This window comes from Stenotrophomonas africana (genome assembly GCF_013004645.1).
Classification (GTDB): domain Bacteria; phylum Pseudomonadota; class Gammaproteobacteria; order Xanthomonadales; family Xanthomonadaceae; genus Stenotrophomonas; species Stenotrophomonas africana.
Genome location: NZ_JABEME010000009.1, coordinates 23071 through 49628, shown reverse-complemented (window position 1 = coordinate 49628; position 26558 = coordinate 23071). Strand labels below are relative to the sequence as shown.

Annotated in this window: 22 protein-coding genes and 3 tRNA genes; 17 read left to right on the top strand and 8 right to left on the bottom strand. The window is 66.7% G+C overall.

Features of this window, described 5'->3' with window-relative positions; translation table 11 throughout:
- Positions 1 to 45 precede the first annotated feature (45 nt).
- Entirely contained in the window at positions 46 to 1470 is a 1425-nt protein-coding gene (locus HLA98_RS15660; protein ID WP_057500708.1) for a sugar porter family MFS transporter, read from the bottom strand.
- 192 nt (positions 1471 to 1662) lie between these two features.
- Between HLA98_RS15660 and fdxA the strand changes: the two genes are divergently transcribed.
- Positions 1663 to 1986, top strand: coding sequence for a ferredoxin FdxA (fdxA, locus tag HLA98_RS15655; protein ID WP_004153066.1), 324 nt, complete (start codon positions 1663 to 1665; stop codon positions 1984 to 1986).
- Between the two features lie 218 nt (positions 1987 to 2204).
- Here fdxA and HLA98_RS15650 read toward each other — a convergent pair whose 3' ends face one another.
- The gene (locus HLA98_RS15650) at positions 2205 to 2720 is read right to left on the bottom strand and encodes a hypothetical protein (RefSeq protein WP_049410369.1); all 516 of its coding nucleotides are present in this window, start codon (positions 2718 to 2720) and stop codon (positions 2205 to 2207) included.
- A 32-nt stretch (positions 2721 to 2752) separates the two neighbouring features.
- Complete coding sequence (dapA, locus tag HLA98_RS15645) at positions 2753 to 3646, bottom strand: 4-hydroxy-tetrahydrodipicolinate synthase (protein ID WP_049445307.1); 894 nt, start codon at positions 3644 to 3646, stop codon at positions 2753 to 2755.
- 164 nt (positions 3647 to 3810) lie between these two features.
- Here dapA and HLA98_RS15640 point away from each other — a divergent pair, with 164 nt between their 5' ends.
- From HLA98_RS15640 to HLA98_RS15595, 10 genes are all read left to right on the top strand, one after another.
- Positions 3811 to 4371 carry a glycine cleavage system transcriptional repressor gene (locus HLA98_RS15640; protein WP_005409051.1) on the top strand — a complete coding sequence of 187 codons (561 nt, stop codon included), beginning with the start codon at positions 3811 to 3813 and terminating at the stop codon, positions 4369 to 4371.
- Between the two features lie 79 nt (positions 4372 to 4450).
- Complete coding sequence (locus tag HLA98_RS15635) at positions 4451 to 4930, top strand: peroxiredoxin (RefSeq protein ID WP_049445310.1); 480 nt, start codon at positions 4451 to 4453, stop codon at positions 4928 to 4930.
- Positions 4931 to 5014: 84 nt separating this feature from the next.
- Positions 5015 to 6415, top strand: a complete 1401-nt coding sequence (locus tag HLA98_RS15630) for a PhoH family protein (protein WP_010484287.1) — start codon at positions 5015 to 5017, stop codon at positions 6413 to 6415.
- Positions 6412 to 6918 (top strand): hypothetical protein, encoded by a 507-nt coding sequence (locus tag HLA98_RS15625; protein WP_057500707.1) that lies wholly within the window; start codon positions 6412 to 6414, stop codon positions 6916 to 6918. The genes HLA98_RS15630 and HLA98_RS15625 overlap by 4 nt, the downstream gene beginning before the upstream one ends.
- Before the next feature lie 12 nt (positions 6919 to 6930).
- The gene (locus HLA98_RS15620; protein WP_010484284.1) at positions 6931 to 7599 is read left to right on the top strand and encodes a YoaK family protein; all 669 of its coding nucleotides are present in this window, start codon (positions 6931 to 6933) and stop codon (positions 7597 to 7599) included.
- Positions 7600 to 7663: 64 nt separating this feature from the next.
- Positions 7664 to 8473, top strand: coding sequence for a bifunctional hydroxymethylpyrimidine kinase/phosphomethylpyrimidine kinase (gene thiD / locus HLA98_RS15615; RefSeq protein WP_057500706.1), 810 nt, complete (start codon positions 7664 to 7666; stop codon positions 8471 to 8473).
- The gene (locus HLA98_RS15610) at positions 8470 to 9396 is read left to right on the top strand and encodes an alpha/beta hydrolase family protein (RefSeq protein ID WP_080392889.1); all 927 of its coding nucleotides are present in this window, start codon (positions 8470 to 8472) and stop codon (positions 9394 to 9396) included. Before thiD ends, HLA98_RS15610 begins: the two co-directional genes overlap by 4 nt.
- Positions 9387 to 9463, top strand: a tRNA-Arg gene (locus HLA98_RS15605). The genes HLA98_RS15610 and HLA98_RS15605 overlap by 10 nt, the downstream gene beginning before the upstream one ends.
- Positions 9464 to 9521: 58 nt before the next feature.
- Positions 9522 to 9598, top strand: a tRNA-Arg gene (locus HLA98_RS15600).
- A gap of 33 nt (positions 9599 to 9631) precedes the next feature.
- Positions 9632 to 9708, top strand: a tRNA-Arg gene (locus HLA98_RS15595).
- A 663-nt stretch (positions 9709 to 10371) separates the two neighbouring features.
- Here HLA98_RS15595 and HLA98_RS15590 read toward each other — a convergent pair.
- Complete coding sequence (locus HLA98_RS15590) at positions 10372 to 11292, bottom strand: LysR family transcriptional regulator (RefSeq protein ID WP_057501248.1); 921 nt, start codon at positions 11290 to 11292, stop codon at positions 10372 to 10374.
- 140 nt (positions 11293 to 11432) lie between these two features.
- Here HLA98_RS15590 and HLA98_RS15585 point away from each other — a divergent pair, with 140 nt between their 5' ends.
- Positions 11433 to 12134, top strand: coding sequence for a pirin family protein (locus HLA98_RS15585; protein WP_057501249.1), 702 nt, complete (start codon positions 11433 to 11435; stop codon positions 12132 to 12134).
- Between the two features lie 81 nt (positions 12135 to 12215).
- On the opposite strand, the gene HLA98_RS15580 is transcribed toward HLA98_RS15585, so the two are convergent.
- On the bottom strand, positions 12216 to 14420 hold the full coding sequence (locus tag HLA98_RS15580; RefSeq protein WP_057501250.1) for a TonB-dependent siderophore receptor: 2205 nt from the start codon (positions 14418 to 14420) through the stop codon (positions 12216 to 12218).
- Between the two features lie 147 nt (positions 14421 to 14567).
- Positions 14568 to 15263 carry an alpha/beta hydrolase gene (locus tag HLA98_RS15575; RefSeq protein ID WP_057501251.1) on the bottom strand — a complete coding sequence of 232 codons (696 nt, stop codon included), beginning with the start codon at positions 15261 to 15263 and terminating at the stop codon, positions 14568 to 14570.
- Between the two features lie 184 nt (positions 15264 to 15447).
- Here HLA98_RS15575 and HLA98_RS15570 point away from each other — a divergent pair, with 184 nt between their 5' ends.
- Positions 15448 to 16587: an MFS transporter gene (locus HLA98_RS15570; RefSeq protein WP_057501252.1), complete on the top strand. Its 1140-nt coding sequence runs from the start codon at positions 15448 to 15450 to the stop codon at positions 16585 to 16587.
- Between the two features lie 81 nt (positions 16588 to 16668).
- On the opposite strand, the gene HLA98_RS15565 is transcribed toward HLA98_RS15570, so the two are convergent.
- Positions 16669 to 17787 carry an alpha/beta fold hydrolase gene (locus tag HLA98_RS15565; protein WP_057501253.1) on the bottom strand — a complete coding sequence of 373 codons (1119 nt, stop codon included), beginning with the start codon at positions 17785 to 17787 and terminating at the stop codon, positions 16669 to 16671.
- 183 nt (positions 17788 to 17970) lie between these two features.
- Here HLA98_RS15565 and HLA98_RS15560 point away from each other — a divergent pair, with 183 nt between their 5' ends.
- From HLA98_RS15560 to HLA98_RS15545, 4 genes are all read left to right on the top strand, one after another.
- Positions 17971 to 19317, top strand: a complete 1347-nt coding sequence (locus tag HLA98_RS15560; RefSeq protein WP_057501254.1) for a c-type cytochrome — start codon at positions 17971 to 17973, stop codon at positions 19315 to 19317.
- Positions 19314 to 20240 carry a c-type cytochrome gene (locus tag HLA98_RS15555; protein WP_057501255.1) on the top strand — a complete coding sequence of 309 codons (927 nt, stop codon included), beginning with the start codon at positions 19314 to 19316 and terminating at the stop codon, positions 20238 to 20240. Before HLA98_RS15560 ends, HLA98_RS15555 begins: the two co-directional genes overlap by 4 nt.
- A gap of 119 nt (positions 20241 to 20359) precedes the next feature.
- The gene (locus HLA98_RS15550) at positions 20360 to 22738 is read left to right on the top strand and encodes a TonB-dependent receptor domain-containing protein (protein ID WP_057501256.1); all 2379 of its coding nucleotides are present in this window, start codon (positions 20360 to 20362) and stop codon (positions 22736 to 22738) included.
- A gap of 8 nt (positions 22739 to 22746) precedes the next feature.
- Complete coding sequence (locus tag HLA98_RS15545; protein ID WP_057501257.1) at positions 22747 to 24855, top strand: phosphocholine-specific phospholipase C; 2109 nt, start codon at positions 22747 to 22749, stop codon at positions 24853 to 24855.
- A gap of 100 nt (positions 24856 to 24955) precedes the next feature.
- Here the strand turns inward: HLA98_RS15545 and HLA98_RS15540 are convergent, their stop codons facing one another.
- Positions 24956 to 26551 (bottom strand): alkaline phosphatase D family protein, encoded by a 1596-nt coding sequence (locus HLA98_RS15540; protein WP_057501258.1) that lies wholly within the window; start codon positions 26549 to 26551, stop codon positions 24956 to 24958.
- Positions 26552 to 26558 lie beyond the last annotated feature (7 nt).

Here is a 26558-nt window from a genome sequence, read left to right as displayed (position 1 = left end):
CTGGACAAGCAGGCGCCAACGGAACGCAACCGAAGCCAGTCGCCGTCAGCCTTCCATCTGCTCCAGCTCCTTGCCCTTGGTCTCGCGCACGCAGCGGACCACGAAGACGATCGAGAGGATCGCCGCGACCGCGTAGATGCCATAGGCGCCGGCCAGGCCAATGCCGGCCAGCAGCATCGGGAAGGTCACGGTGATCGCGAAATTCGATGTCCACTGCGCCGCGCCGGCAACGGCCAACGCCGGGCCGCGGATCTGGTTGGGGAACATCTCGCCCAGCATCACCCACATCACCGGGCCCCAGGACATGTTGAAGAACACCACGTAGACATTGGCCGCGACCAGCGCCAGTCGACCCATACCGTCGGACAACTGCAGTCGGCCGTCGGCCAGGCTGCCACTGGCGAAGGCAACCACCATCAACACCAGCGCCACCGACATGCCGACCGAGCCGATCCACAGCAACGGCTTGCGCCCGATGCGGTCGATCAGCAGCACCGTCAGCAGGCAGGCACCGATGCTCAGCGCGCCGGACAGCACGTTGATCAGCAGTGCGTCGCTTTCCGAGAAGCCCACCGCCTGCCACAGCACTGCGCCGTAGTAGAACACCACATTGATGCCGACCAGCTGCTGGAACATGGCCAGACCGATGCCCACCCACAGGATCGGACGCAGCCTGCCGGTGGCCTTGTTGAGCAGGTCGCCGAAGCGCGGCTTGTGCTGGTCCTGGGCCAGACTGGCTTCGATCTCGGCCTGCTTGGCCGCCGCTGAGGCCTCGCCGTACAGCCGCGACAGTACCGCCCTCGCCTGCTGCTGACGCCCCTTCAGGACCAGGAAGCGTGGGCTTTCCGGAATCACCAGCAACAACAGCAGGAACAGCCCCGACGGCAGTGCCTGCATCCAGAACATCCAGCGCCAGGCCTCATGGCCCAGCCATAGCGGCTCGGTCGACGCGCCGGCGGCACGGGCCAGCAGGTAATTGCTGAGGAAAGCTGCGAACAGGCCGCAGATGATCGCCATCTGCTGCACCGTGGCCAAGCGCCCGCGATAGCGCGCCGAGGCCACTTCGGCAATGTAGGCCGGCGACATCACACTGGCCGCGCCCACCGCGAAGCCGCCGAGCACGCGTGCGGCAATGAACAGCCAGGAGGCGTGAGCGGCACCGGCACCCAGCGCCGAGACCAGGAACATCAGTGCCGAGGCGATCAGCACGCCACGACGGCCCAGACGATCTCCCAGCCAACCGGCCAGGAAGGCACCGATCGCGCAGCCCAGCAGCATCGAGGCGACTTCGAAACCGAGCGCCGCCTCACTGGAGTTGAAGGCTTGGCGAAGGCCATCGACCGTGCCATTGATGACACCACTGTCGAAGCCGAACAGGAACCCACCCAGGGTGGCCACGCAGCTGATCAGGACGATGAACGCCGTGTTCTCACCGCTGCGGGAGGCGGTACCGGGCTGGGCTTGGGACATGGACGATCCTGCTGGGAAGAGGTCCGGCCATCCGACGCAGCCGGCTGACCCGCAGCGTCGCACAGGCCTCACCCCGCCGCCAATGGCCGCCACGGCCGCGCCTGCCAGACGCCCGATTTCCGTCCCGCGCCGACACCGGGGGCCAACCTGTTCTAGAATTGGCGGGTTCAGGAATCGATCCACCCCCAGCCCATGCCCTTTGTCGTCACCGAAAACTGCATCAAGTGCAAACACACCGATTGCGTGGAAGTGTGCCCCGTGGATTGCTTCCACGAAGGCCCGAACTTCCTGGTGATCGACCCGGATGAGTGCATCGACTGCACCCTCTGCGAACCGGAGTGCCCGGTCAACGCGATCTTCCCGGAGGACGATGTTCCTGCCGGCCAGGAAAGCTTCGTCGCCCTCAACGCCGAGCTGGCGAAGGAGTGGCCGGTGCTGACCGTGCGCAAGGACCCACCCGCCGACGCCGGCGAATGGGACGGCAAGCCGGACAAGCTGAAGCTGCTGGAGCGCTGAGAAGCGCCCGCGGCGGTAACGAAAAGGGCGCCCACGGGCGCCCTTTTCTGTTTTCCGGTAAACGCCAACCGCAAGATCCGGTATGCCAACCTTGCGATCCGGTAGGTGCCAACCTTTCGATCCGGTAGGTGCCAACCTTGGTTGGCACAGAAGCGCCGACCAAGATCGGCCTCTACCCGGGCAGGTGCGGACCTGGGCCGCACCCACCCGACCGGCTCTTACTGGGCCAGCTTCGCCTTCAGCGCGGCGATCAGCTTCACCGGCGCTTCGGCGGTGGCCGGCAGGCCACGCGGATCGACCGCGGAGATGTAGGCGCCAGCATCGACGGCGACCACGCGGACCAGGAAGTTGCTGCCTTCGTAGGCCACATCGTACGAGCCCAGCAGCTGCGCGCGGCTGGCGATGGTCACGCCTTCCACGCCTTCCAGCGCGGTACCAACCTTGGCGAAAGCTTCATCTTTGCCACCGGCGATGGTGAAACCGGTGTTGCCCACGGCCGGGGCCGCGGCCACCGGGGCTGCCGGCTTGGTCGCCGACGCCAGCGTCGGCACCTTGTTGTCACCGGTGGTGGTCGGCAGGTTCAGGTCCGGCGGCACTTCCAGCGGACGCATTTCCGGGGCCAGGGCGTAGTCGCCCTTGACGCCACGCTTGAAGCAGCCGGTGGTGCCGGCGGCAACGGCCACCGCAAGCAGGGCGTAGGACAGCACGCGGACAGTGGAAACGGATTGACGCATGTGAATCTCCTGGGTCAGACCAAGACGAGAGGTCAGTGGCTGGAAAGGGCTTCGAGGGCGGCGATGTCGCCGGCAAGGTGGTCGGCGGCCGCGTGGTGCGGCGCCGACAGTGGCAGCAGCGGCAGGCGCAGATCGTGGCCGATGCCGATACGGCGCAGCAGCGCCTTGACCGGGATCGGGTTCGGTTCAACGCCGCAGAATTCATGGAACGGCTGCAGGCGCGCATCCCAGGACTCGGTGGCCTCGTGATCGTGGGCGGCGGCAAGCTCGCACATCCGGCGGTAGGCGCCGGGCAGCACGTTGGAGCCGACCGAGATCAGGCCGTCGATACCGGCCCGGATCGAACGCGCGGCCGTACCGTCGTCGCCGCTGAGCACGGCGAACTGCGGGCTGCGCAGGGCGAGCAGCGCCTGCACCCGGCCGGTGTCGCCCACCGCCTCCTTGATGCCGACGATGTTGGGGTGGCTGGCCAGTTCGGCCACGGTGTCCGGCTGCATGTCGCAACCAGTACGGCCTGGCACGTTGTACAGCACGACCGGCAACCCGCCCTGGTCGGCGACCGCGCGGTAGTGGGCGATCAGGCCGGCCTGGGTCGGCCGCACGTACGGCGGGGTGACCACCAGCGCATGGCTGGCGCCGAGCGCAGCGGCACGGCGGGTCTGTTCAATGGTTTTGGCGGTACCGGACAGGCCGGTGCCGGCCATGACCGGGATGCGGCCGCCGATGCGCTCGACCGCGCTGGCCAGCAGCAGGTCGTACTCGGCATCGGTGAGGGTTGCCGCTTCGCCGGTCGAGCCGGCAACGACAACGCCATGGACGCCACCTTCCAGTTGCAGGTGCAGCAGGCGCTGCCAACCGTCGGGATCGAGGGCGCCGTCGGCCCGGAACGGGGTCGCCAGCGCGGTGATGAGGCCGGAAAGGGACAAGGACGTGCTGCTCTTGGCTGGGAAGGGAAAACGCCCGCCACGAAAGGCCGGGGGTGACCTGAATGTTACTTGCGGCGCGAAAGCACGGGCAAGTATGCTGGACACCGGTGGATCCCCGCCTCTGGCGGGCATTCAGACTAACGCATGCATTACCCGGAATCGCCTTGACCGACACCACCCCGCGCCCCGCGCCGAGCGAAAACCACCTCCTGATCAACGCCTACACGACGCATCCGGAGTCCCCCCTGCTGTCCGTCACCCGCCGCATCGCCGACAGCGGCTGCAATCTGGTGGACGCACGCCTGGCCACGGTCGGCCGCGATGTGTCGGTCACCGCCCTGGCCACCGGCTCGTGGGACTCGGTGGCCAAGCTGGAGGCGATGCTGACCCGGCTGGAGCGCGAGGAAGGCCTGAAGCTGGTCTGGTACCGCACCGCCGCCAAGCAGGCGCAGTCCAACCTGCTGCCGTACATCGTCGAGGTGATCGCCGCCGACAAGCCGGGCATCCTGTTCCAGCTGGCCGATTTCTTCGATCGCCAGGGCATCACCATCGAGAACCTGCAGAGCACGCGCTACCGCGCCATGCAGACCGGTGCGGAGATGTTCAGCGCGCAGGTCACCATCGGCGTGCCGGCCAACATGCACATCGCCGCGCTGCGCGACGACTTCCTTGAATTCTGCGACCACCTGAACCTGGACGCGATCATGGACCCGATGAAATTCTGATTCTTCGCGCGCCTCTCACGGGCGCGTGGCGTTTCATGCAATTGTCGTAGAAAGAACCCAGGCTCGACAGAAGGACCTCATGAACAACGGCGATACCCTGGACAGCACCACCCTCTCCCTGCCGCTGGCACTGTCCGGTGGCGAACAGGCCACTCTCGGCGACTACGCCGGCCACTGGCTGGTGCTGTACTTCTATCCCAAGGACAGCACCCCCGGCTGCACCACCGAAGGCATCGACTTCAACGCACTGCTGCCGAAGTTCAAGAAGGCAGGCGCGGTGGTACTCGGTGTCTCGCGCGACTCGGTGAAGTCGCACGACAACTTCTGTGCCAAGCAGGGCTTCAACTTCCCGCTGGTCAGCGATGGCGACGAAGCGCTGTGCAGCGCCTTCGACGTGATCAAGATGAAGAACATGTACGGCAAGCAGGTACGTGGCATCGAACGCAGCACCTTCCTGATTTCCCCCGACAGCCGCATCGTGCAGTCCTGGCGCAAGGTCAAGGTTGCCGGCCATGCCGATGCCGTTCTCGCCGAACTGAAGGCCTCCCAGTCCAAGTGAGTCCCACTGCCTACTGTGTCTGCCATCACCCTGCCCCGCAGCAGGCCGTGGTGGTTTTTCCCTGTCCGTAACCAGGAATCGACGATGACCCGAGGCAAGCGCATCTACGTGCTGGATACCAACGTGCTGATGCACGATCCCACCGCGCTGTTCAAATTCGAGGAGCACGACGTTTACCTGCCCATGCAGGTGATCGAGGAGCTGGACAACGGCAAGAAGGGCACCTCCGAGGCGAGCCGCAACGCCCGCCAGGTGAGCCGCTTCCTCAATGAGCTGGTGCAGGAATCCGGCCTGGACAACCTGGCCGACGGCATTCCGCTGCAGCGCCCCAATGGCCTGCAGCTGCGCGGCAAGCAGAGCGCCGGCAAGCTGCGCTTCCAGACCAGCCATTTCGACGCGGGCAAGAGCTTTGGCAAGGTCATTCCCGACAATGCCATCCTCGGCGCGATCCTGGCGCTGAAGGAAGAAACCCCGGACCTGCCGGTGGTGTTCGTTTCCAAGGACATCAACCTGCGGATCAAGGCCGCCATCGCCGGCATCGTGTCCGAGGACTACGAGAACGACCGCGCGCTGGACGATTTCAGCCTGCTCTACACCGGCGCCACCGAGCTGCCGGAAGACTTCTGGAAGCGCCACGGCGACGACCTGCGCAGCTGGAGCGACAAGGGCCGCACGCATTACGAAATCCTCGCGCAGGATGGCGAGGAGTGGTACCCGAACCAGTACGTCTACCTGCCGGGCGAAGACGAGGTCGAGCTACGCGTCAGCCGCGTGGTCGGCGACGGCAAGGTGGTGCTGTCGCTGGTCGATGATTTCCGCCACGGCAGCCACGCCGTGTGGGGCATCAGCGCCCGCAACCGCGAGCAGAACTTCGCGCTCAATGCACTGATGGACCCGGAGATCGACTTCGTGACGCTGCTGGGCACCGCGGGCACCGGCAAGACCCTGCTGGCGCTGGCTGCCGGCCTGGCGCAGACGATGGACCAGCAGCGCTACCGCGAGATCATCATGACCCGCGCCACGGTCAGCGTCGGCGAGGACATCGGTTTCCTGCCCGGCACCGAGGAAGAGAAGATGACGCCGTGGATGGGCGCGCTGACCGACAACCTGGAAGTGCTCACGCACAATCAGGAAGGCGGCACCTGGGGCCGCCAGGCCACCAATGACCTGCTGGCCAGCCGCATCAAGATCCGCTCGATGAACTTCATGCGCGGCCGCACCTTCCTGTCACGCTACCTGATCCTGGACGAGGCGCAGAACCTCACCCCCAAGCAGATGAAGACGCTGATCACCCGTGCCGGCCCCGGCACCAAGATCGTCTGCCTGGGCAACGTCGAACAGATCGACACGCCCTACCTGACCGAGACCACCTCGGGCCTGACCTACGCGGTGGATCGCTTCAAGAACTGGCCGCACAGCGCACACATCACCCTGCGCCGTGGCGAGCGCTCGCGCCTGGCCGACTACGCTTCGGAGGTGTTGTGAACCGCCGCACCCGCCTGCTGCTGCCCACGGCTGCGATCACCCTCGCAGCCGTGCTCGGCGCCTGCACCACCACGCGCGGCCCGGCCAGCGTGCCGACCGCCGAGCGTACCGGCCAGTCCTGGGTGGTCACCCGCCCGATCATCGCCGCACAGGTGCTCGACACCTGCTCGCGCGCCAGCCCCGGCCGCGAGGCCGGGCGGGTCAGCGGCTACTGGGCGCCCAGCCGGCAGCAGATCGACCAGCTGGAAGCGCAGCTGTCGTCGCTGGAGGCCCAGGTGCCGAAAGTGCTGGACTTCGACCGCCAGTACGTCGGCATTGAAAGCGCCGGCAAGCGGCTGATCTACATCAACGCCTTCCACCTGCCCGACGACAGCGGCATCAATCCGGCACGGGAAGCGATCCGCGTCTGTGACGGTGGCACGCAGTTCTGGGGCGCGGTGTTCGACCCGGCCAGCAACACCTTCAGCGAGCTGCAGTTCAACGGCGGCTTCGGCGGGCCCTGAGGGGCCCCGCCGATGGGAATACGCCTGCCCACCTGGGTCTGGATCGGCGCGGTCGCGCTCTCGTGCGTAGCCGGTATGGTCAACGTGGTCGGCTTCCTCGGTTTCGAACACCAGGCGGTCAGCCACATGACCGGCAGCACCAGCCAGCTCGGCATGGCACTGGCCCAGGGTGACTGGCGCGCGGTCGGCCACCTGTGGGGGCTGCTGATCGCGTTCTCGCTGGGCGCGATGCTCAGCGGCCTGCTGATCCAGGACAGCACCCTGCAGCTGGGCCGGCGCTACGGCGTGGCGCTGGCACTGGAATCGGCGCTGCTGCTGGTCGCCATTCCACTGTTCGAACAACACCAGATCTGGGGCGCGCTGGCCGCCGCCATGGCCTGCGGCCTGCAGAACGCGATGGCCACCACCTTCAGTGGCGCGGTGGTGCGCACCACACACCTCAGCGGCATGTTCACCGACCTCGGCATCGGCCTGGGCCACCTGCTGCGCGGGTTGCCGCTGCAGGTACGACGGCTGACCCTCAGCGGCCTGATCATCAGCGGCTTCCTCGCCGGCGGCATCATCGGCGCCTGGTTGTTCATGCGCTGGCAGTACGACGCCCTGCTCGCCCCGGCCCTGCTGACCGGCCTGACCGGGCTGGGTTATGTGCTGTACCAGCAGTGGGCGCGTTGGCGGCATTGAATCAAGGACATCCACGCATGGCGTGGATCTACCTTCCCCTCCGGGACCACGGCACAATCAACTGATGAGCCCGACCACTCCCGTTTCCGCCCTCACCATCGCCGGCTCCGACTCCGGCGGTGGCGCCGGCATCCAGGCCGACCTGAAGGCCTTCGCCGCGCACCGTGTGCACGGCCTCTCGGCGATTGCTGCACTGACCGCGCAGAACACCCGCGGCGTCATTGCCGTGCACGTGCCCCCCATCGAGTTCCTCCGCGCGCAGCTGGATGCCTGCTTCGACGACTTCGACATCCATGCGGTGAAACTCGGCATGCTGGCCAACGCCGAAGTGATCCATGCCGTCGCCGATGCACTGGAAAAGCATCGCCCGCCGCACGTGGTACTGGACCCGGTGATGGTCGCCACCAGCGGCGCACGCCTGCTGGAGGAAAGTGCGCTCAAGGCCATGCGTGAGCGCCTGATCCCGCTGGCCACGCTGATCACCCCCAATACGCCGGAAGCGGAACTGCTGGTCGGCCGGAAGATCAGCAACGGTGAAGACGCAGAACAGGCCGCCTCCGCCCTGCTCGACCTGGGGGCCGGTGCGGTGCTGCTGAAAGGTGGCCACCTGCATGAGGGCAACCGCGTGATCGATCGTTATTTCGACGGCGTGAGCAGCGAAGAGTTCATCCATGCCCGCCTGCCGCTGGACGCACATGGCACCGGCTGCACGCTGGCCTCGGCCATCGCCGCGCAGTTGTGCAATGGCCTGAGCCTGGCCAACGCCTGCGAAGCCGGTATCGACTACGTTGCACGCGGCCTGCAGCAGGGCTATGCCCCCGGCCGCAGCGAGGTGCTGGTGCTGGATCACTTCGGCGCGGCACCACACGCATGAGCCTCACACCGGACGTCCTCGCCATGCAGTGCGCTGATGGCCATCGCTACGAAGTGATCGCCTGCGTGCCTGCACAGCCCATCGCGCGCCTGCTGTGGTTGCCTGCGCTGGGCGTGGCCGCACGTCACTACCTGCCACTGGCGTTGGCGCTGGCGGCGAAGGGGGTGGCGGTCTACCTGCATGAGTGGCGAGGCAATGGCAGCAGTTCGCTGCGTCCGTCACGCACGCAGGATTGGGGCTATCGCGAGGTACTCGAACAGGATCTGCCGACCAGCCAGGCGGTACTGGCCGCAGCAGATGACGACGCCGGCGCCCTGCCCTGGGTCATCGGTGGACACAGCCTCGGTGGGCAGCTGGCCTGTGTACACGCCGGCCGCAACCCGCACGACTTCAACCGGCTGTGGCTGGCCGCCAGTGGCTCACCGTTCTGGCGCGGGTTCCCGCCACCGCGTGGCTGGCTGCTGCCATTGGTCTACCGCTTCCTGCCGTGGATCGCGCAGCGCCAGGGCGTGCTGCATGGCCGTCGCCTCGGCTTTGGTGGCACCGAAGCGCGTGGACTGATTGCCGACTGGGCACGCGTGGGCCTGAACAACCACTACGCCGCGGCCGGCATGGATGAAGACCTCGACGCGCAGATGGCACGCGTGCATGGCAGCGCACAGGCGGTGCTGATGGAGCACGACTGGTTGGCACCCACCGGATCGATGCAGACGCTGCTGGCGAAGCTGCCGAATGTGGACGCGCAGCTGCGCGTGCTGTCCGCGCAGGAACTGGGCACCCGCGCCGATCATTTCGCGTGGCTGAAGGCCCCTGATGCCGTGGCTGACAGCTTTTTCATTCAGTTGGATGAAAATTTTCACAAAACTGTTGACGGTACGCGCCGACATCCGCATAATTCCGCTCCTGTCGCAGGGCGCCCGTAGCTCAGTTGGATAGAGTACCTGGCTACGAACCAGGCGGTCGGGAGTTCGAATCTCTCCGGGCGCACCACTCGACAGGTTTCCAGCATCCGCCGCTGGAAATGCAGTAAAATTTGATTGTGTACCGCGCGCCCGTAGCTCAGTTGGATAGAGTACCTGGCTACGAACCAGGCGGTCGGGAGTTCGAATCTCTCCGGGCGCACCATACACAGTCAGCACAAACAAGTTTATGTAATTGGCGCCCGTAGCTCAGTTGGATAGAGTACCTGGCTACGAACCAGGCGGTCGGGAGTTCGAATCTCTCCGGGCGCACCATTACACCGAAACAGCAGGCCTCGGCCTGCTGTTTTTTTATGTGTGTTTTTCGGCAGGGCTGCGCCCTGCACCTGCAGATGCTTCAAGTCAAGGCAACGGCAACAGCAACAGCAACAGCTGGTATTCCGTGGGTTGGCGGGGCGGCATGGACAGGCAGGACACGCCGTAAACCCATCCATGGGGGCTCGATGGCGGCATCCATGCCGCCAACGGTCCTGCCTGCCCATGCCGCCCCACCTCTGACAGATTTCCGCGATCTGATGGATCCACGCCATGCGTGGATGAATCTCCATCGAGTTCGAGTATTTCGATAATTGATCGAAGAGCATCCACGCATGGCGTGGATCTACCGTGTCGACCAAGGTCGACACCTACCAACAGCAGCGGGACTCTGTCGAAGGCGGGGTGGGTCCGGTTGCGGGAGTGTCCGCGGCATGGATGCCGCGGCCAAGCCCCCATGGGTGAGGGCGCTTTGCTTGCGAAGCACTGCTTCGCAAGCGCCCGAACGCACAGCCGCCAGCGGCTGGGCCGGCCTGGGGGTTTACGGCGTCTCCCGCAACCGGACCCACCCCGCCATCCCTCAGGAAACCAGCTGTTGCTGTTGCTGTTGCTTCGGCCATAGCTGTTGCTTCGGCGGGTGCAGGGCGCAGCCCTGCCAAACCCCTACCCCCTGGCCATTGCCTGCCACCATTGCGACAGCAGCTCCGGCCTGCGCAGGCGCTCGCGCCACCAGCGCAGTGCAGCGCCATCCTCGCCGGTGCGCCAGGCCAGCCAGAAGGTCTCTTCCGGTTTGTGTTCCTCCACCTCACGGATCACCAGCTGGCCACGCGCCACCGCAGCGCGCGCGCACGGTTCGGGCAGGAAGCCGAAGCCCACGCCTTCGCACTGCAGCTTCAGCTTGCTGGCCATGTCCGGCACCGTCAGCATCTCCTGCCCCATCAACAAGCCGACCGTGCGCGGCAGCAACCTGCGTGCGGAATCAGAGACCGCGATCGCGCAGTGCTCGACCAGCTGCTCTCGACCCAGCACGCCCGGCACTGTGGCCAACGGATGATCGGGCGCGACCGCGAACACGAACTCCACCGTGCCCAACGGCTCGACCACATAACCGCCGCCGCTGGGCCCCTCGCCGGGCGCGCCGACCAGCAGGTCGGCACGGCGGTCCAGCAGGGCCTCCCAGGTGCCGGACAGAGCCTCTCCGATCAGCCGCAGCCGCGTCGGCGCCTCCGCCTCACGAAACGCGGCGATGTCCGGGCCGAGCAACCAGGTCGGGAACACCGAGTCCACCGCCAGCGTCAGTTCGGTCTCCCAGCCCGACGCCACCCGGCGCACCCGCAGTTCCAGCTCCCGGGCGGCGCGCAGCAGGTGCCGCCCCTCGTCCAGCAGCGCGCGTCCGGCCTCGGTCGGCTCGGCACGCGGGCCGATCCGGTCGAACAGCTGTACGCCCAGGTCCTCCTCCAGCTTGGCCACGGTGTACGAGATGGTCGAGGGCACCTTGTGCAGGGCCTTGCCGGCGCCGGCGAACGAGCCGCGGCGGTCGATGGCATCCAGGATCTGCAGGGCATCGAGGCTGAGCTTGAGCATTCGAATTTTTCGATGATGGCTGTCAAAACTATCCGTTTTTCAAACCCCGGGCGCAAGCGGATACTTCTCTGCAACGGGGAAACACAGCGGCTACCGGCCCACCCCGCCCCATCGAAACCATCGAACAAGGAGATTCCATCATGCTGCAGATCCGCAAGAGCGCTACCCGTGGCCTGGCCGAGCATGGCTGGCTGTCCTCGCGCCACACCTTCTCCTTCGCCAACTACTACGACCCGCGCTACGTCAGCTTCGGCCCGCTGCGGGTGATCAACGAAGACAAGGTGATCGGCGGCCAGGGCTTCGGCACCCACAGCCACAGCAACATGGAAATCATTTCCTACGTGCTGGGTGGCGCGCTGGAGCACAAGGACTCGATGGGCACCGGTTCGGTGCTGCGCTACGGCGACGTGCAGCGCATGAGCGCCGGCAGCGGCGTCAGCCACAGCGAGTTCAACCACTCGACCGACGAGACCGTGCACTTCCTGCAGATCTGGATCTTCCCGGACACCGAGAACGTCACGCCGTCGTACGAGGAGACCCATTTCGCGCCGGAGACCAAGCGCGGCCAGCTGCGCCTGATCGCCTCGCCGGACGGTGCCGACGGTTCGCTGCGCATCCACCAGGATGCCCGCATCTTCGCCACCATCCTCGATGGCGGCCAGAAGCTGCACCATGCGCTTGGCAACGGTCGTGGCGCCTATGTGCAGGTGGCGCGTGGCCAGCTGCAGGTCAACGGCATCACCCTGGAAGCCGGTGATGCGCTGCAGGTCAGCGACGAAGCGCAGTTGACCCTGGAAAACGGCAACGACGCTGAAGTGCTGGTGTTCGACCTGCCGCTGTAACGACAACGTGTAGAGCCGAGCCCATGCTCGGCTGCGGTGTGACAGCCAGCCGAGCATGGGCTCGGCTCTACAGGACCTGCGTCAGAACCTGTAGTTCAAGGTGAGTCGTACATTGCGCGGCTCACCCCAGGTGTAGGTGCTGTACCAGTTGAAGATCGTGTAGTACCGCTTGTCGAGCAGGTTGTTGACGTTGACCGTGGCCGACAGGCGATCGTTGAACTGGTAGCGCGCCATCGCGTCGAGCAACCAGTAAGGCTGCGTGCGATGCACCACCTTGGCCTGCGTGGCCGGATTGGTGATCTCGCCGAAGGTCGAATCCTGCCAGCGCGCCCCACCACCCAGCGTCAGCGCCTGCCAGGCACCGCGCAGGCGATGGCGGGTATGCAGGCTGAACTGGTTCTCCGGTTCCAGCGTGGTCACCTTGGTCCCCGCCTGGCGGGCGATCTTGTGGGAGAACCCACCCTGCACCTGCCAGCCCTCGGCCAACTGGCCCGACATCTCAAGCTCGTAACCCTTGGTGCGCACGCCCATCAAGGCGCGGTAGGCGATGTCACCGGACGGCGTGCGACCACTGGTGGCTTGGGCGAAGTTGTCCTGATCAAGCTGGAACAGCGCCGCACTGGCATTGAGGCGTCCATCGAAGAACTCGGCCTTCAGCCCCATCTCGTAGCTGCGGCCTTCCAGCGGATCCAGTGCCTTGCCCTGCTCGTCACGCTCGCCCTGCGGCTTGAAGATGGTGCTGTAGCTGGCATACACCGAGTAGTGCTCACCGAGGTCGTAGACCACGCCGGCATACGGCACATAGACGCCGGTCTCGCGTGTATCCGGCGAGCGGTAGCTGGCCAGCCGGCTGCCGACGATCAGCTTCAACGGATCGGCCACGTCGAAACGGCCGACCACGTACAGCCCGTTCTCACGGGTCACTTCATTGTTGTCATAGGTGCGCTGCCACTGCGGTTCGGCAATGTCGCCATTCCAGCTGCGGTAGTCCGGCACGGTATCCGGGAAACCCGCCTGAGGGCCGTAGCCGGTATTGGTCCAGCGCTTGCGCGAGGCACTGCCACCCACCACCAGTTCATGCTCGCGGCCGAACAGGCCGAAATGCCCACTCACATAGAAGTCGGCGGCATTGCTGACGGTCTTGCCGACGTACTTGCCGAGCCACAGGCTGACGCCCTCGCCGGTCAACGGATCGGGATTGCCGGCGGCGGCACCGGCCAGTGCGGCGTCATAGCCGTTGACCTGATGGTTGAGCTGCAGCTTGGCAATCCAATCGTTGGCGAACGTGTGCTCCAACGTGGCGAAACCGGTACGCACGTACTGGCGCCAGCCGGCCCATTGCGCACCATTGTTGAACGAGCGAGGCATGCGGTTGAAGTTGCCGGCGCTGTCCAGCAGCGGAATGCCGCCCCACGTGGAGCCCTTCGGGTCGCTGTCCATCACGTCGCCACCGATCGACAACAGCGTGCGCTCGCCCAGATCGGCTTCCAGCACGGCATAGCCGACCATGCTGGTGCGCTGGTAGTGGTCCAGGTTGGAGTGCTTGTCTTCCCAGGCCCCCACGGCACGGCCACGCAGGCGGCCATCGGCAGTCAGCGGACCACCGACATCGAGCTCGGCGCGGTAGTCGTCCCAGCGGCCGACACCCAGTGAGGCGCTGCCGGCGAAGTCCTTGCCCGGCTTCTTGCGCACCAGGTTGATGGTCGCACCCGGATCGCCCATGCCGGTCAACAGGCCGGTCGCGCCCTTGAGAACCTCGATGCGGTCGTAGATGGCGGTATCGCTGAGCGTGTTACCGGCGGAGTACGCCGAATTGCGCGACATCGGAATGCCGTCGTACTGGAAGTTCTGGATCGCGAAACCACGCGCGTAGTACTCGGTGCGTTCGCTGTCGTAGGTGACGATGCTGATGCCGGGGGTCACCCGCATCACGTCGTCGATGCCGTGCAGGCCGAAGTCATCCATCTGTGCGCGGGTGATCACGCTGATGGTCTGCGGGGTCTGCCGTGGCGTCAGCACCAGGCGGGTCGCGGTGGCAATGGTGCCGGGCGTATAGGCGCCGCTGCCCTCGGTGATGGTACCGAGCAGGTTGGCGGTGACCTGTACCGTCTGCAGGGTCTGCGATGCAGGCGCCTGCGAATCCTTGGCTGGATCCGTACTGGACTGCGCAGCAGCAATACTGCTGCTGGCCAGTGCAGCGATCAGCAGGCCCTGCGCGAGCGCCTGCGGCAACGCGCGGCGACGCGGCAAGGGAAACGGAGCGTGTGCAACAGGCGCAGACAGCACGGCGGGACCTCCACGATTGGGTGGGATCCTCTGGCGGCGGCTGGAGGGAAGAGAGGGACGCGGCCGGAAAGCCGCAGGCGCAGGAGTGTACTCCCCTGCGCCCCGGCTGTCGTGCGGCGTGCTGTCGTGCGGTGTGCTGCCGCGGGGTCAGCCGCCGATGGCAGCGCACGCCTCCAGGATCAACGCCGTCACTTCCTTCGGCTGCGAGGCCAATGAGGCATGGCTGGCATCCAGCTCCAGCACGCGCTTGGGCTGCATCCTCGCGGCCATGGCCTTCTGGTTTTCCGGCGCGATCATGCGGTCGTGGCGGGACAGCTGGTACCAGCTCGGCGCGTGCTTCCACGCCGGATCGCTGACCGCATCACCGAAGGTACTGGCCAGCGGCGCCTTCTGGGTCACCGCCATCACCCGGCCCTCGTCCTCGCTCAGATCCTGGCAGAAGCTCTCATGGAACTTGTCCGCACGCAGCCACAGGTAGCCATCGCTGTCCGGTGCCAGGTTCGGCGCCGCCTCCGGCAGGTGCTGCTGGGTGATGCCACCGGGACTCTCGCCGGCATCAGGCGCGAACGCGGCGATGTAGACCAGGCCCTTCACGTTGGGCTCGTTGCCGGCCTGGCTGATCACCGCGCCGCCATACGAGTGGCCGACCAGCAGTACCGGCCCGTCGATCTGCCGGATCATTTTCCGGGTTCGCCCTGCGTCGTCGGCCAGCGAGGTCAGCGGCAGTTCCACCGCCTGCACACGGTCGTGGCCATTGCGATGCAGTTCCAGGATCACCTTGGCCCAGTGTGCGGCCCCGCCCCAGAATCCATGGACGAGGAGGATGGTCGGTGTCGTGCTCATGTACGGATCTCCGGCAGTGGCCGGCGGGATGCCGACCGTGCAGCCACTGTCCGTGGGCGACGTTAATCGCCAGTGACGCGATCGGGTCACTGCAATCGTATGCGTCGCCCGATGTCACGCATGGCACTTGCCGAGCCGACCTGAAAACGTTTCCATAAACGTCCCCTGGAGCTTCGCATCGCGCATGACGCCTTCATCCCCACGTGCCCAGCAGCACGCCACCCGCGCCGCCTTCTTCATTCCCGGATTCGCCACCGCCGCATGGGCGCCGATGGTGCCCTACGCCAAGGCCAAGGCCGGGCTGTCCGACGCCAGTCTCGGCGCCGTGCTGCTGTGCCTCGGGCTCGGCTCGCTGCTGGCGATGCCGTTGGCGGGTGCGCTGACCGGGCGACTGGGCTGCCGCCGGGTGATGGTGATCACCTGCGCGATGATGCTGTGCGCCCTGCCCTTGCTGGTGCTGGCACCCTCGCCAGTGGCACTGGGCGCGGCGCTGTTCGTGTTCGGCGCAGGCGTCGGTGCGCTGGATTGTGCGATGAACATGCAGGCGGTGGCGGTCGAGCGCGACGCCGGGCGCGCGATGATGTCCGGCTTCCATGCCTTCTACAGCATCGGTGGCTTTGTCGGTGCCGGCTGCATGACCGGCCTGCTGATCCTCGGCACGCCGCTGTGGCTGGCCGCGCTGGTTTCGGTGGCGGCGCTGCTGCTGGTCGCGGTGCTGTCGGCGCCGCACTGGCGTCCGCAACGGATCCTGCACGAAGGACCGTTGCTGGCGCTGCCGCACGGCGTGGTGCTGTTCATCGGCATGCTGGCCTTCGTGGTGTTCCTCGCCGAGGGCTCGATGCTGGACTGGAGCGCGGTGTTCCTGGCCGAAGTGCGGCAGGTGCCGCGTGACCAGGCCGGCGCCGGCTTCGCGCTGTTCACCCTGGCGATGACCGCGATGCGCCTGTTCGGCGACGGCATCGTCGAGCGCCTCGGCCGCACCCGCACCCTGGTCTTCGGCGGCATCACCGCCGCAGCCGGTTTCACGTTGGCCACGCTGATACCGTCGTTCCCGGTGGCGCTGGCGGGCTATGTGCTGGTCGGGCTGGGCTGCGCCAATATCGTGCCGGCACTGTTCTCGATGGCCGGCCAGCAGCGGGTGATGCCGGAGAGCATCGCCATCACCGCGGTGACCACGCTGGGTTACGCCGGCATTCTCGCCGGCCCGGCAGCGATCGGTGCGCTGGCACACGGCACCAGCCTCGGCTTCGCCTTCCTGTGCGTGGCCGCATTGCTGCTGGGCGTCGCGGCGTCTGCCCGCTCGCTGGCACGACGGGTGGCCTGACAGAAAAAGGGGACGGAGGGGATTAAGTCGTTTCCAACCCAGGAGTGCGGGAAACGACTTAATCCCCTCCGTCCCCTTTTCTCAGCTGCGCGTCAGCCACTCGGCCTGGGCCGGCAGCTGCGGTGCGGGGCACACGCTCTGCGGATGATGCTCGTCGCGCGCCATCCAGTCGTCGACCACTCCAGCCAGCAGGTCCAGCCGCAGCGGCAGGGTGATGTGGTCCTCGCCGCGCATCTCGATGTAGTGCGCGCGCGGGTTGGCCTGGGCCAGTTCGCGGCCCTGGCTGACCGGAATGTGCTGGTCGCCCTGCCCGTGCAGCAGCAGCACACAGGCGCGGGTATCGGCCAGCGCGCGCGCTACATCCACGCGGTCCAGATCGACGTCGATGCGGCGGCTGGCGGCGGCGATCACCTGGTTGATGTCCTGGCCGCCATAGCGCCAACGCGCGTACGACGCCACCGCCTGCGCCTTCAGGCCTTCCGGCTGCAGTCCCATCAGGTGCGGGATCATCGTGCGGATCGCTACGCCGGCATTGGCGAACGATTCCATCGCCACCACGCCTTCCACCTGGTCACCGAGCTTGTCGGCGGTGAACACCGCCGTGGCCGCACCATAGGACACGCCAAACAGGTACAGCGGGCCGGTCACTTCACCACGTGCACGCAGCTCGCCGATCACATCGACCACGTCATCCGATTCATAGGTGCCATAGCCCGACGGCCCGGTACCGGACTGTCCATGGTTGCGTAGGTCGAGCGTGACCACGCGGTAGCCGGATTCGGCCAACTGCAGCGACCATGGCAGCATCGAATCACCGTTCATCATCCAGCCGTGCAGCAGCACCACGGTGCCGCGCGGTGCCTGCGCGCGGAACGGCTGCGGTACTGCCAGGCTCAGGCCGGTATCCAGCGGCAGGCCGTTCTCGTGGCGCTGCGGCAGGTAGTGGTAACGCGCGCCGTAATCGCCAGGATCGAACACACGCCAGAAGATCGGCACGCCATCGCGGCCGGGCGCAAAACCGTGGCGGTTGGGCAGCTCAGCGATGGCCGCAGCAATGCGCGGGCGATCGAGCAGGGTCGATACGCCACCCGGCGCGATCAGCCGATCGGCGAGCGAGGTGGACGAGGCATTGATCGAGGACGAGCATGCAGCCAGCCACAGGCCGGCGCACGCCAGCAACAACAGCAGCAGGCGCTTCATGGGCAATCAGGGAAAAGGTGCGACAGCGTGGCAGGTTAGCGATGCGGGCGTAGGCCATCTATCGCGCGCGGATGACGGCTTGATGACAACGCAGGAACGATTCAGCTTGGTGTGAACGCTGTATCCGTTCAGTCATTGATCCGGATCAATGAACACGCGCGCAGCATTGCCCACAGTGCCGCCATGCGCACCTCGTTCAAGCTCGCCATTGCCCTGGCCGCCACGCTGGCCGCCGCCTACGGCATCGCCCGCACCACGCCCTACTGGTTCGCACCACGACAGACGGCGCAGGTCGACATCCGCGATCCGACCCTGATCGCGCAGGGACAGTACCTGTCGCGCGCCGCCGACTGCGCGGCCTGCCACACCGCGCCGGGCGGCAGGCCGTTCGCCGGTGGCCTCGGCATGCAGACGCCGATGGGCACGATCTACTCGACCAACATCACGCCCGATCCGGACACCGGCATTGGTGCCTATGACTACGCCGATTTCGAACGCGCGGTGCGCCGCGGCATCCGCCACGACGGCCAGCCGCTGTATCCGGCCATGCCGTACGCCTCGTACGTGATCGCCAGCGATGCCGAGATCAAGGCGCTGTATGCCTATTTCATGGGCTCGGTGCAGCCGGTGAAGCAAAGCAACGCCGACAGCACGATTCCATGGCCGGCCAACATGCGCTGGCCCCTGGCCTGGTGGCAGCTGCTGTTCGCACGCCCGCGCACGTTCAACCCGGATCCGTCGCTGGATGCCGGCCAGCAGCGCGGCGCCGAACTGGTGGAAGGCCTGGCCCACTGCGGCGCCTGCCACACGCCACGCGGGCTGGCCTTCCAGGAAAAGGCGATGGCCGACGATGGCGGTCGCCAATTTCTGTCCGGCTCGGTACTGGAAGGCTGGTACGCGAAGAACCTGCGCAACGAATCGACCGGCCTGGCCAGCTGGAGCGAGGGCGAGATCGTCGACTTCCTGCGCACCGGCCGCACCGATCGATCGGCAGCCTTCGGTGGCATGGCCGACGTGGTCGAGCACAGCACGCAGTACCTGTCCGACGCCGACCTGCTGGCCATGGCCCGTTACCTGAAACAACTGCCGGCCCGCGAAGGGCGTAGCGCACAGTGGTCGCCCGGTGCCGACACCACCTCCGCCGCACTGCGCAGCGGCGACTACCGTGTTGCCGGTTCGCTGGCCTATGCCGAGCACTGCCAGGCCTGCCACCGTGCCGACGGGCGCGGCATGCCCCGCGTCTATCCGGCGCTGGCCGGCAACTCGATCGTGTTCGCCGATGACCCCAGCTCGCTGGTGCAGGTAACCCTGATCGGTGGCCGCACGCCGCACACCCCGCACGACCGGATGGCCTTCACCATGCCCGGCTTCGAACAGCTGCCGAACGCGCAGCTGGCGCAGATCCTGACTTTCATCCGCAGCAGCTGGGGCAACCAGGCCAGTGCCGTGAGCGAGGTCGACGTGGCGCGCATGCGCCGGGTGGTGCGCGACAAGCCGGTGCACTACGTTCCGCAGGAGGCCGCACGATGAAACGTTCGCGCAAACGCTCCCGCCTGCTGATCGGCAGTGCGATCACCCTCGTGATGCTCGCCGGGGCCGGTACCCTCGCTTACCGTCATCTGTATCCGGACCTGGATGCCGCCGTGGCCAGCACGATCGATATCCTCGATGCGCAGGGCAAGGTGGTCGGGCACTACCATGCGCCCAGCGCCGAAGAAATCGCCGGGCTCGGCAATGCCGAATCGGTGATGCTCGGCCGCCGTATCCTCAACGAGACCGCACGGCTGCTGCCGGACAATGTCGGCAACGATCTGAACTGCAACTCGTGCCACATGGCCGAGGGCAAGCGGCCTTTCGGCAATCACTATTTCAACACCGGCGGCGGCGCCTATCCGCGTTACATGCCGCGCCCGGGCAAGGTGATCGGGCTGACCGAGCGCATCAACGGTTGCCTGCAGCGTTCGATGAACGGCAAGCCGCTGCCGAAGGACTCGCCGCAGATGCGCGCCATGCTCGATTACATGGCGTGGTTGAGCAGTCCTGTGCCAGAGGGTGCAAAGGTGGCCGCCCCCAGTGAGGGGCCCATCGACAGCACGCTGACGCCGGACCCGGTCCGCGGCCAGGCGCTGTACGCCGTGCAGTGCGCCGCGTGCCATGGCGACAACGGCGAAGGACGGCGCGACGCCAGCGGTGACATCGCCTTCCCGCCGCTGTGGGGCGACCACAGCTTCAACATCGGCGCCGGCATGGCGCGGCTGTACAAGGCCGCCGGCTTCGTCAAGCACAACATGCCACCGGCGGTGACCCGCGAGCCGCCACTGGGGCAGCAGGTGATGCCCGACCAGGACGCGGTGGACATCGCCAGCTACTTCATCAATCAGCCCCGACCGGACTTCGCCAACAAGGCCAAGGACTGGCCGCGCGACCCGAAACCCAAGGACGCGCGGTACTGACAGGCAGGCGGCCGGGGGCACGGCCGTCACACAACACGGTTCCTGCATCGCCACGTCATGCCGATGTCATTGGCGCTGCCGACACTCCGGGGCTTCCCTCCTCTGAAGGTCCGGTCTCGATGCGAACGTCTGCGCGCTTTCCCCGTGTCTCGCTGCTTGCCCTGCTGATCGCCCCCGCACTGGACGCCCTGGCCGAAGCACCGCAGGGCGATGCCGCTGAAGCGCGCAGCAGTGAGGCCCGCACCCTCGACCAGGTGCAGGTGATCGGCCAGGCCACCAGCTACGCCAAGACCTCGGTGCGCGCGGAAACGCTGAACCGCCAGACGGTGATGAGCAGCGTCAACGACGCGCTCAATGAAGTGCCCGGCGTGGTGGTCAGCGAGGCCGATGCCACCGGCTCGTCGGTGTGGGCTACGCAGATCAGCATGCGTGGCTTCGTCACCAACCGCGACACCCAGCAGATCGGCACTACCATCGACGGCCTGCCCAATGGCGGCTCAGGTTACGGCGGCGGCTCGCTGGCCAACCGCTACATCGACACCCTGGACCTGGAAACGGTGGAAGTCAGCCAGGGCACCGCTGATATCTCCTCGCGCTCGAACGAGGCCCTCGGCGGCACTCTGAACTTCCTCACCAGCGATCCGCTGCAGGACAGCCGTCTGCGCTTCGTGGTCGGCGCCGGTGACAACGAGGCGCGCAAGTACTACGTGCGCTACGACACCGGCCTGCTCGGCGGCCACACCCGTGCCTGGGTCAGCGCCTCGTCGGCGCGCGTGCATGACTGGATCGATGGCAGCGGCAAGACCAGCAACGACCACGTCGCCGGCAAGTTCATCACCGAACTGGACCGCTGGACGCTGACCGGCTACCTGTCCTACAACGATGCCGACGAGCCGGAATACACCAGCGTCTCACCGAAGGGCTTCGCCACCAATCCGGATCGTGACAACCTGGTGGGGACCCTCACCGGCATTCCCTATCTGGACCAGAACTACCGCTCCGGCTCGCGTGCACTGCGCGAGAACACCTTCGGGTACCTGCGCGCGGCCTTCGACGGCGGCAACGGCTTCAAGGCCTCGGTGGCCGCCTACGGGCACCGCATGCAAGGTCGTGGCGATTGGCTGCCCCCCTACCTGGCACAGGTCAGCGATGAGGGTGCGGGCCGCCCCGAATCGGAATACCTCGGTGGCAAGACCGTGTATGGCGGTAGCAACCGCGGCCAGATCTTCTTCGTCAATCCCGATGGCAGTGCCGCCCAGCGCCTGGCCAGCTGCACCCCGCGCCAGGGCTTCACCGCCGAGTACGATCCGAACTGCTATGCGGGCAACGTGCTGGGCGCGCAGTCCTACCGCCACACCCACTACGACAACGACCGCATGGGCGTGACCACCGACGTCGAATGGCGCCAGACCTTCGGCGCAGTCGACAACACGATCCGCGGCGGCCTGTGGGTGGAGAAGCTGGACCGCTCGGCGCGCCGCGACTGGCACCGCCTGCTCAACGTCGGCCAGGACATCGCCTTCGACCACCAGCCGTACTGGGTACAGTTCGAGGACAAGTACAAGGTCGACGAGCAGATGTACTACGTCGAGGACGTGGCCCGCTTCGGGCCGTTCAGTGCACGCCTGGGCGTGAAGCAGTTCTTCGTCGACCAGTCGCGTCGCCGCGTGATCGGCGCCAGCGAACACGTGACGTCCGATTCCAAGTCCGATCCGCTGCTCTCCACCGGCTTCACCTGGGCGCCGGGCGTGGAAGGCATGGAGCTGTTCGCCGGCTTCTCGCAGAACTTCGCCGCCATTCCCTCCGGCGTGCTTGGCGAGACTGATCCGCAACGCTTCCGCAACGTCGAGCCGGAGACCGCCGACAACATCGAAGTGGGCATGCGCATCAGCCGCTGGCCGCTGACCGCCTCGGTGACCCTTTACAACATCAAGTTCGACAACCGCATCGTCTACCTGCCGGCAGGTTTCGTCAGTGGCATCGACTATCTCGGCGAGACCGACGGCGTCTACGAGAATTTCGGCGGTGTGGAAAGCAACGGCCTGGAAGCCGCGTTCGGCTACGGCTGGGACAACGGCTGGCGCCTCAACGCCGCCTATACCTACAACCGCTCCAAGTACCTGGGCAGTGGCGATGCCGCGCGCGATACCCAGCTGGGCATCGTCGATGGCGCCAAGGTGATCGGCCAGCCCGAACAGACCCTGGTGCTGTCGGCCGACTGGGAGGGCGAGAACTGGAATTTCGGCCTGTCCGGCCGTTACCTGGGCACGCGTTATCTCGACGCCGCCAACGTCAACAAGCTGCCCTCGGCCACCGTGTTCAACGCCAACATCGGCTTCGACCTGCAGGGCCTGTCGCCGCGTCTGAAGGGCATGGGTGCCAACCTGGTGGTGAGCAACCTCACCGACAAGCGGTATCTTGCGGGGGTGGACGGCCGCGACAACGCCTTCATCGGCGCTCCGCGCACCGTCGGCATCTCCTTCCGCGTGGACCTGTGAGTGAGCCCGTGACCGATATCGGCCGACGCCGGTTGTTGCAGGCCGGCGTTACCGCCGGCCTTTCACCGCTGCTGCCCAGCATCGCCCGGGCCGCAGCGATCGCCCCTGCGGCGCAGGCGCGCAGCCTGGAAGACCTGCAGCACATCGTGGTGTTCATGCAGGAGAACCGCTCGTTCGACCACTACTTCGGCACGCTGCCGGGGGTACGTGGTTTCGGCGACCGCTTCGTGGCCCCGGCGCCGGCGCTGCAGGCCGGTGGCCGCACCCGCAGTCTGTGGCTGCAGCCCGACGCGAGCGGCACGCGCGCAATCGCACCGTTCCCGCTGGATACCGCCGCGCACTTCGGCTACATGCGCGTGGAAGGCACGCCGCACACCTGGCCCGACGCGCAGCGTGCCTGGGACCACGGCCGCATGGGGCAATGGCCGAAGGCCAAGCAGAACCACTCGATGGGCTACTTCCAGCGCAGCGACCTGCCCTTCCAGTTCGCCCTGGCCGATGCCTTCACGATCTGCGACGCCTACCACTGCGCGATGCAGGCAGGCACCAACCCGAACCGGGTGTTCCTGTGGACCGGCCACAACGATGCACAGGCCCGCGCCGGCGGCCCGGTGATCGCCAATTCGCATGACAACTTCCCCGAACACGGCGGGCATCCGGCGTCGTACCGCTGGACCAGCCATGTCGAGCGCCTGCAGAAGGCCGGCGTGTCCTGGCAGATCTACCAGGACATGGCCGACAACTTCACCGACAACCCGCTGGCCGGCTTCGAGGCGTTCCGTCGGGCGTACAGCGCTGCACCCGGGCATGATCCGCAGCTGCGCGCACGCGGTGTCAGCACGCGTGGCCTGGCACAGCTGCGCCAGGACGTACTCGACGGGCGCCTGCCGCAGGTCAGCTTCATCATCGCCGACGCGGCCGGCAGCGAGCACCCCGGGCCCTCCAGCCCGGCGCAGGGCGCGGCCTATACCGCGCGCGTGCTGGATGCGCTGACTGCCGTTCCGGAAGTCTGGAGCCGCACCGCGCTGTTGCTGATGTTCGACGAGAACGACGGCTTCTTCGACCACATGCCTCCGCCGGCTCCTCCTTCACCAGTGGGCACTGGCTGGGCGGGTGCGTCTTCGGTCAGTACCGAAGGCGAGTACCACCGCCATCCTGCGCCGGGTGATGAGAAGTACGACCTCGCCGAACTGCGCGGCCGCCCGTATGGACTGGGCCCGCGCGTGCCGCTGTATGTGATCTCGCCGTGGAGCCGGGGTGGCTGGGTCGATTCGCAGGTGTACGACCACACCTCGGTCATGCGGCTGATCGAACAACGCTTTGGCGTGGCCGCACCGGACATCTCGCCGTGGCGCCGCGCGGTCTGCGGTGACCTGACGGGTGCCTTCGACTTCGCCCAGCGCGATACCCGCCCGTTCGTCCGCAGCCTGCCCGATGTGAGCGCGGTGGCCGCACGTGCCGCTGCCTTGCCAGGGCGTACCGTGCCGGCGCTGCCGGAGGGGCTGAAACCAGCAAAGCAGGAAATCGGCGTACGCCCGGCGCGCGCCCTGCCCTATCGACCACAGGCATCGATCGCTGCGGTGGACGCCTCGGGTGTGGATCTGGCGCTGGCCTGCGAAGGTGCAGCGGCGGTGCTGCATGTCTACGACCGGCTGCGGCTGGATGCGGTGCCACGCCGCTACACGCTGCTGCCGGGCATACCGCTGCGCGAGCGCTGGCCGCTCGATGCCCAGGGCCGCTATGACCTGTGGCTGCTGGGCCCGAACGGCTTCCACCGCCACTTCCAGGGGGCGGCCAAGGATCCTGCCCTGCAGGCTTCAATCGATCGCGCGGATGGCCAATTGCGGCTGCACCTGCGCAACCTGGATGACAGCGCACAGCAGGTGCGTGTGCAGGCGGGCGCCTATGCCGGCCACATGCCCGAGCAGACGGTGGCCCTGCCGGCGCGCGCGGAGACCACGTTGGCGTGGGACGCAACGCCCACCGCAGGCTGGTACGACCTGCACATCGGTGCGGGCGACAGTACCCTGCGCCTGGCCGGCCGCGCCGAGGATGGGCGCCCCGGCACCAGTGACCCGGCGATGGGCAGCGAGCCATTGCGGTTCGAACACGATTGAAGGATCTCTGTAGAGCCGAGCCCATGCTCGGCTGCTCTTCGATAACTGACCGGAAAAGCAACCGAGCATGGGCTCGGCTCTACAGGCTGGACCGGTAGCCTCAGGCCTCCTGCAATCCCGGCCGGCCGTGCTCCACCGCATAGCGCTTCCAGCTCTGCAGTGCGCCATCTGGCTGCATCACGGTATCCAGCGTTTTCATGTCGCCGATCCACGCATCACGGGTGACATCGCACAGCACATAGCCACGCTTGTCGGTGGTCGCCCTCAGATAAGGGCTGTGCGCGAGCTGATTCCTGGCGTACGCATCCACGCCCTGACCATCCGCCCCCGAAGTGATCGACGTGGCGAGGAACTCGCTGGAGACCACACCCGAGTCACGGTAGTCCTGCACCAGATCGCTGGCATAGTGGCGATGCGCGTCGCCGCAGGCGGTCACCACGTTGCCGAAGCCCACCTTCTGGATGTGGTCAAGCAGGCGCCGGCGGCTGTCCAGGTAGCCCGACCACTGGTCATCGGACGACTGCACCACGCCGTCCTTCTCGCGCATGTAGTTGCCCAGCGCCACCTGTTGGGCGATGGTGTGCCAGCGCGGTGCGGCATCGGCCAGGCCGTCGAACAGCCAGCGCTCCTGCTTCGCCCCCACGATGCTGCGCTCCGGCGATTCCACCTCCTCACGCAGCGCCATGTTCACCTGCTTGCTCCGGTATTGGCGGGTATCGAGCAGGTGCAGATCCATCAGCGTGCCGTAGCGTGCGCGCCCGTACATCTGCATGTGGCCATTGCGAGGGAATGCCGAACGGCGCAGTGGCATGTTCTCGTAGTAGGCCTGGAACGCCTGTGCGCGGCGCAGCAGGAACACTTCGCTGGGCGTATCGTCCTGGTCTTCGGCACCAGCCCAGTTGTTGTCCACTTCATGGTCATCGAAGGTGACGAACCAGGGTGCCGACGCATGCGCGGCCTGCAGGTCGGCATCGCTCTTGTACTGGGCGTAGCGGCGGCGGTAATCGTCCAGCGTGTAGGTCTGCGGCCCGACATGATTCCGCAGGTTGGTGAACGGCTGGCCGTTCATCTTCCGCAGGCCCGGCTGGCTTTCGCCTTCGTAGATGTAATCACCGTAGTGGAAGACGAAATCCAGCGGCTCCTCGGCAATACGCCGCCACGCGGTGTAGTGGCCTTCTTCGTAGTGCTGGCAACCGGCCACCGCAAAACGCACGCGATCCACCACGGCCGTGGCTGCGGGCAGCGTGCGGGTGCAACCGACCGCACTGGCGTGGCCGCCGATGGTGAAGCGGTACCAGTAGGGCCGTCCGGGCGCCAATCCATCCAGCTCCACGTGCACGGCGTGGCCGAGTTCGGGATGCGCCATTGCCGAGCCCTGACGCACCACCTTGCGCATGCCATCGTCTGCTGCCAGTTGCCACTCGACCACCATCGGCCGGTTTGGCATACCGCCGCCGAACACCAGTGGCTCAGTTGCCAGCCGTGTCCACAGCACCATGCCATCGGCCGAGGGATCACCCGAGGCCACGCCCAGGGTGAAGGGTGTGCTGGCGAAGCGCGGCTTGACCAGCAGGTTGCGCGGGTTCAGCGCGGTGGCATCGGCCTGCGCGGCCAGCGCGTGTGCGGTGCCCATCCAGGCGCCGGCGGCAGAGAGGCCGGCCAGGGCCAGGAATCGCCTGCGATTGATCGTATCCACGGCTGCG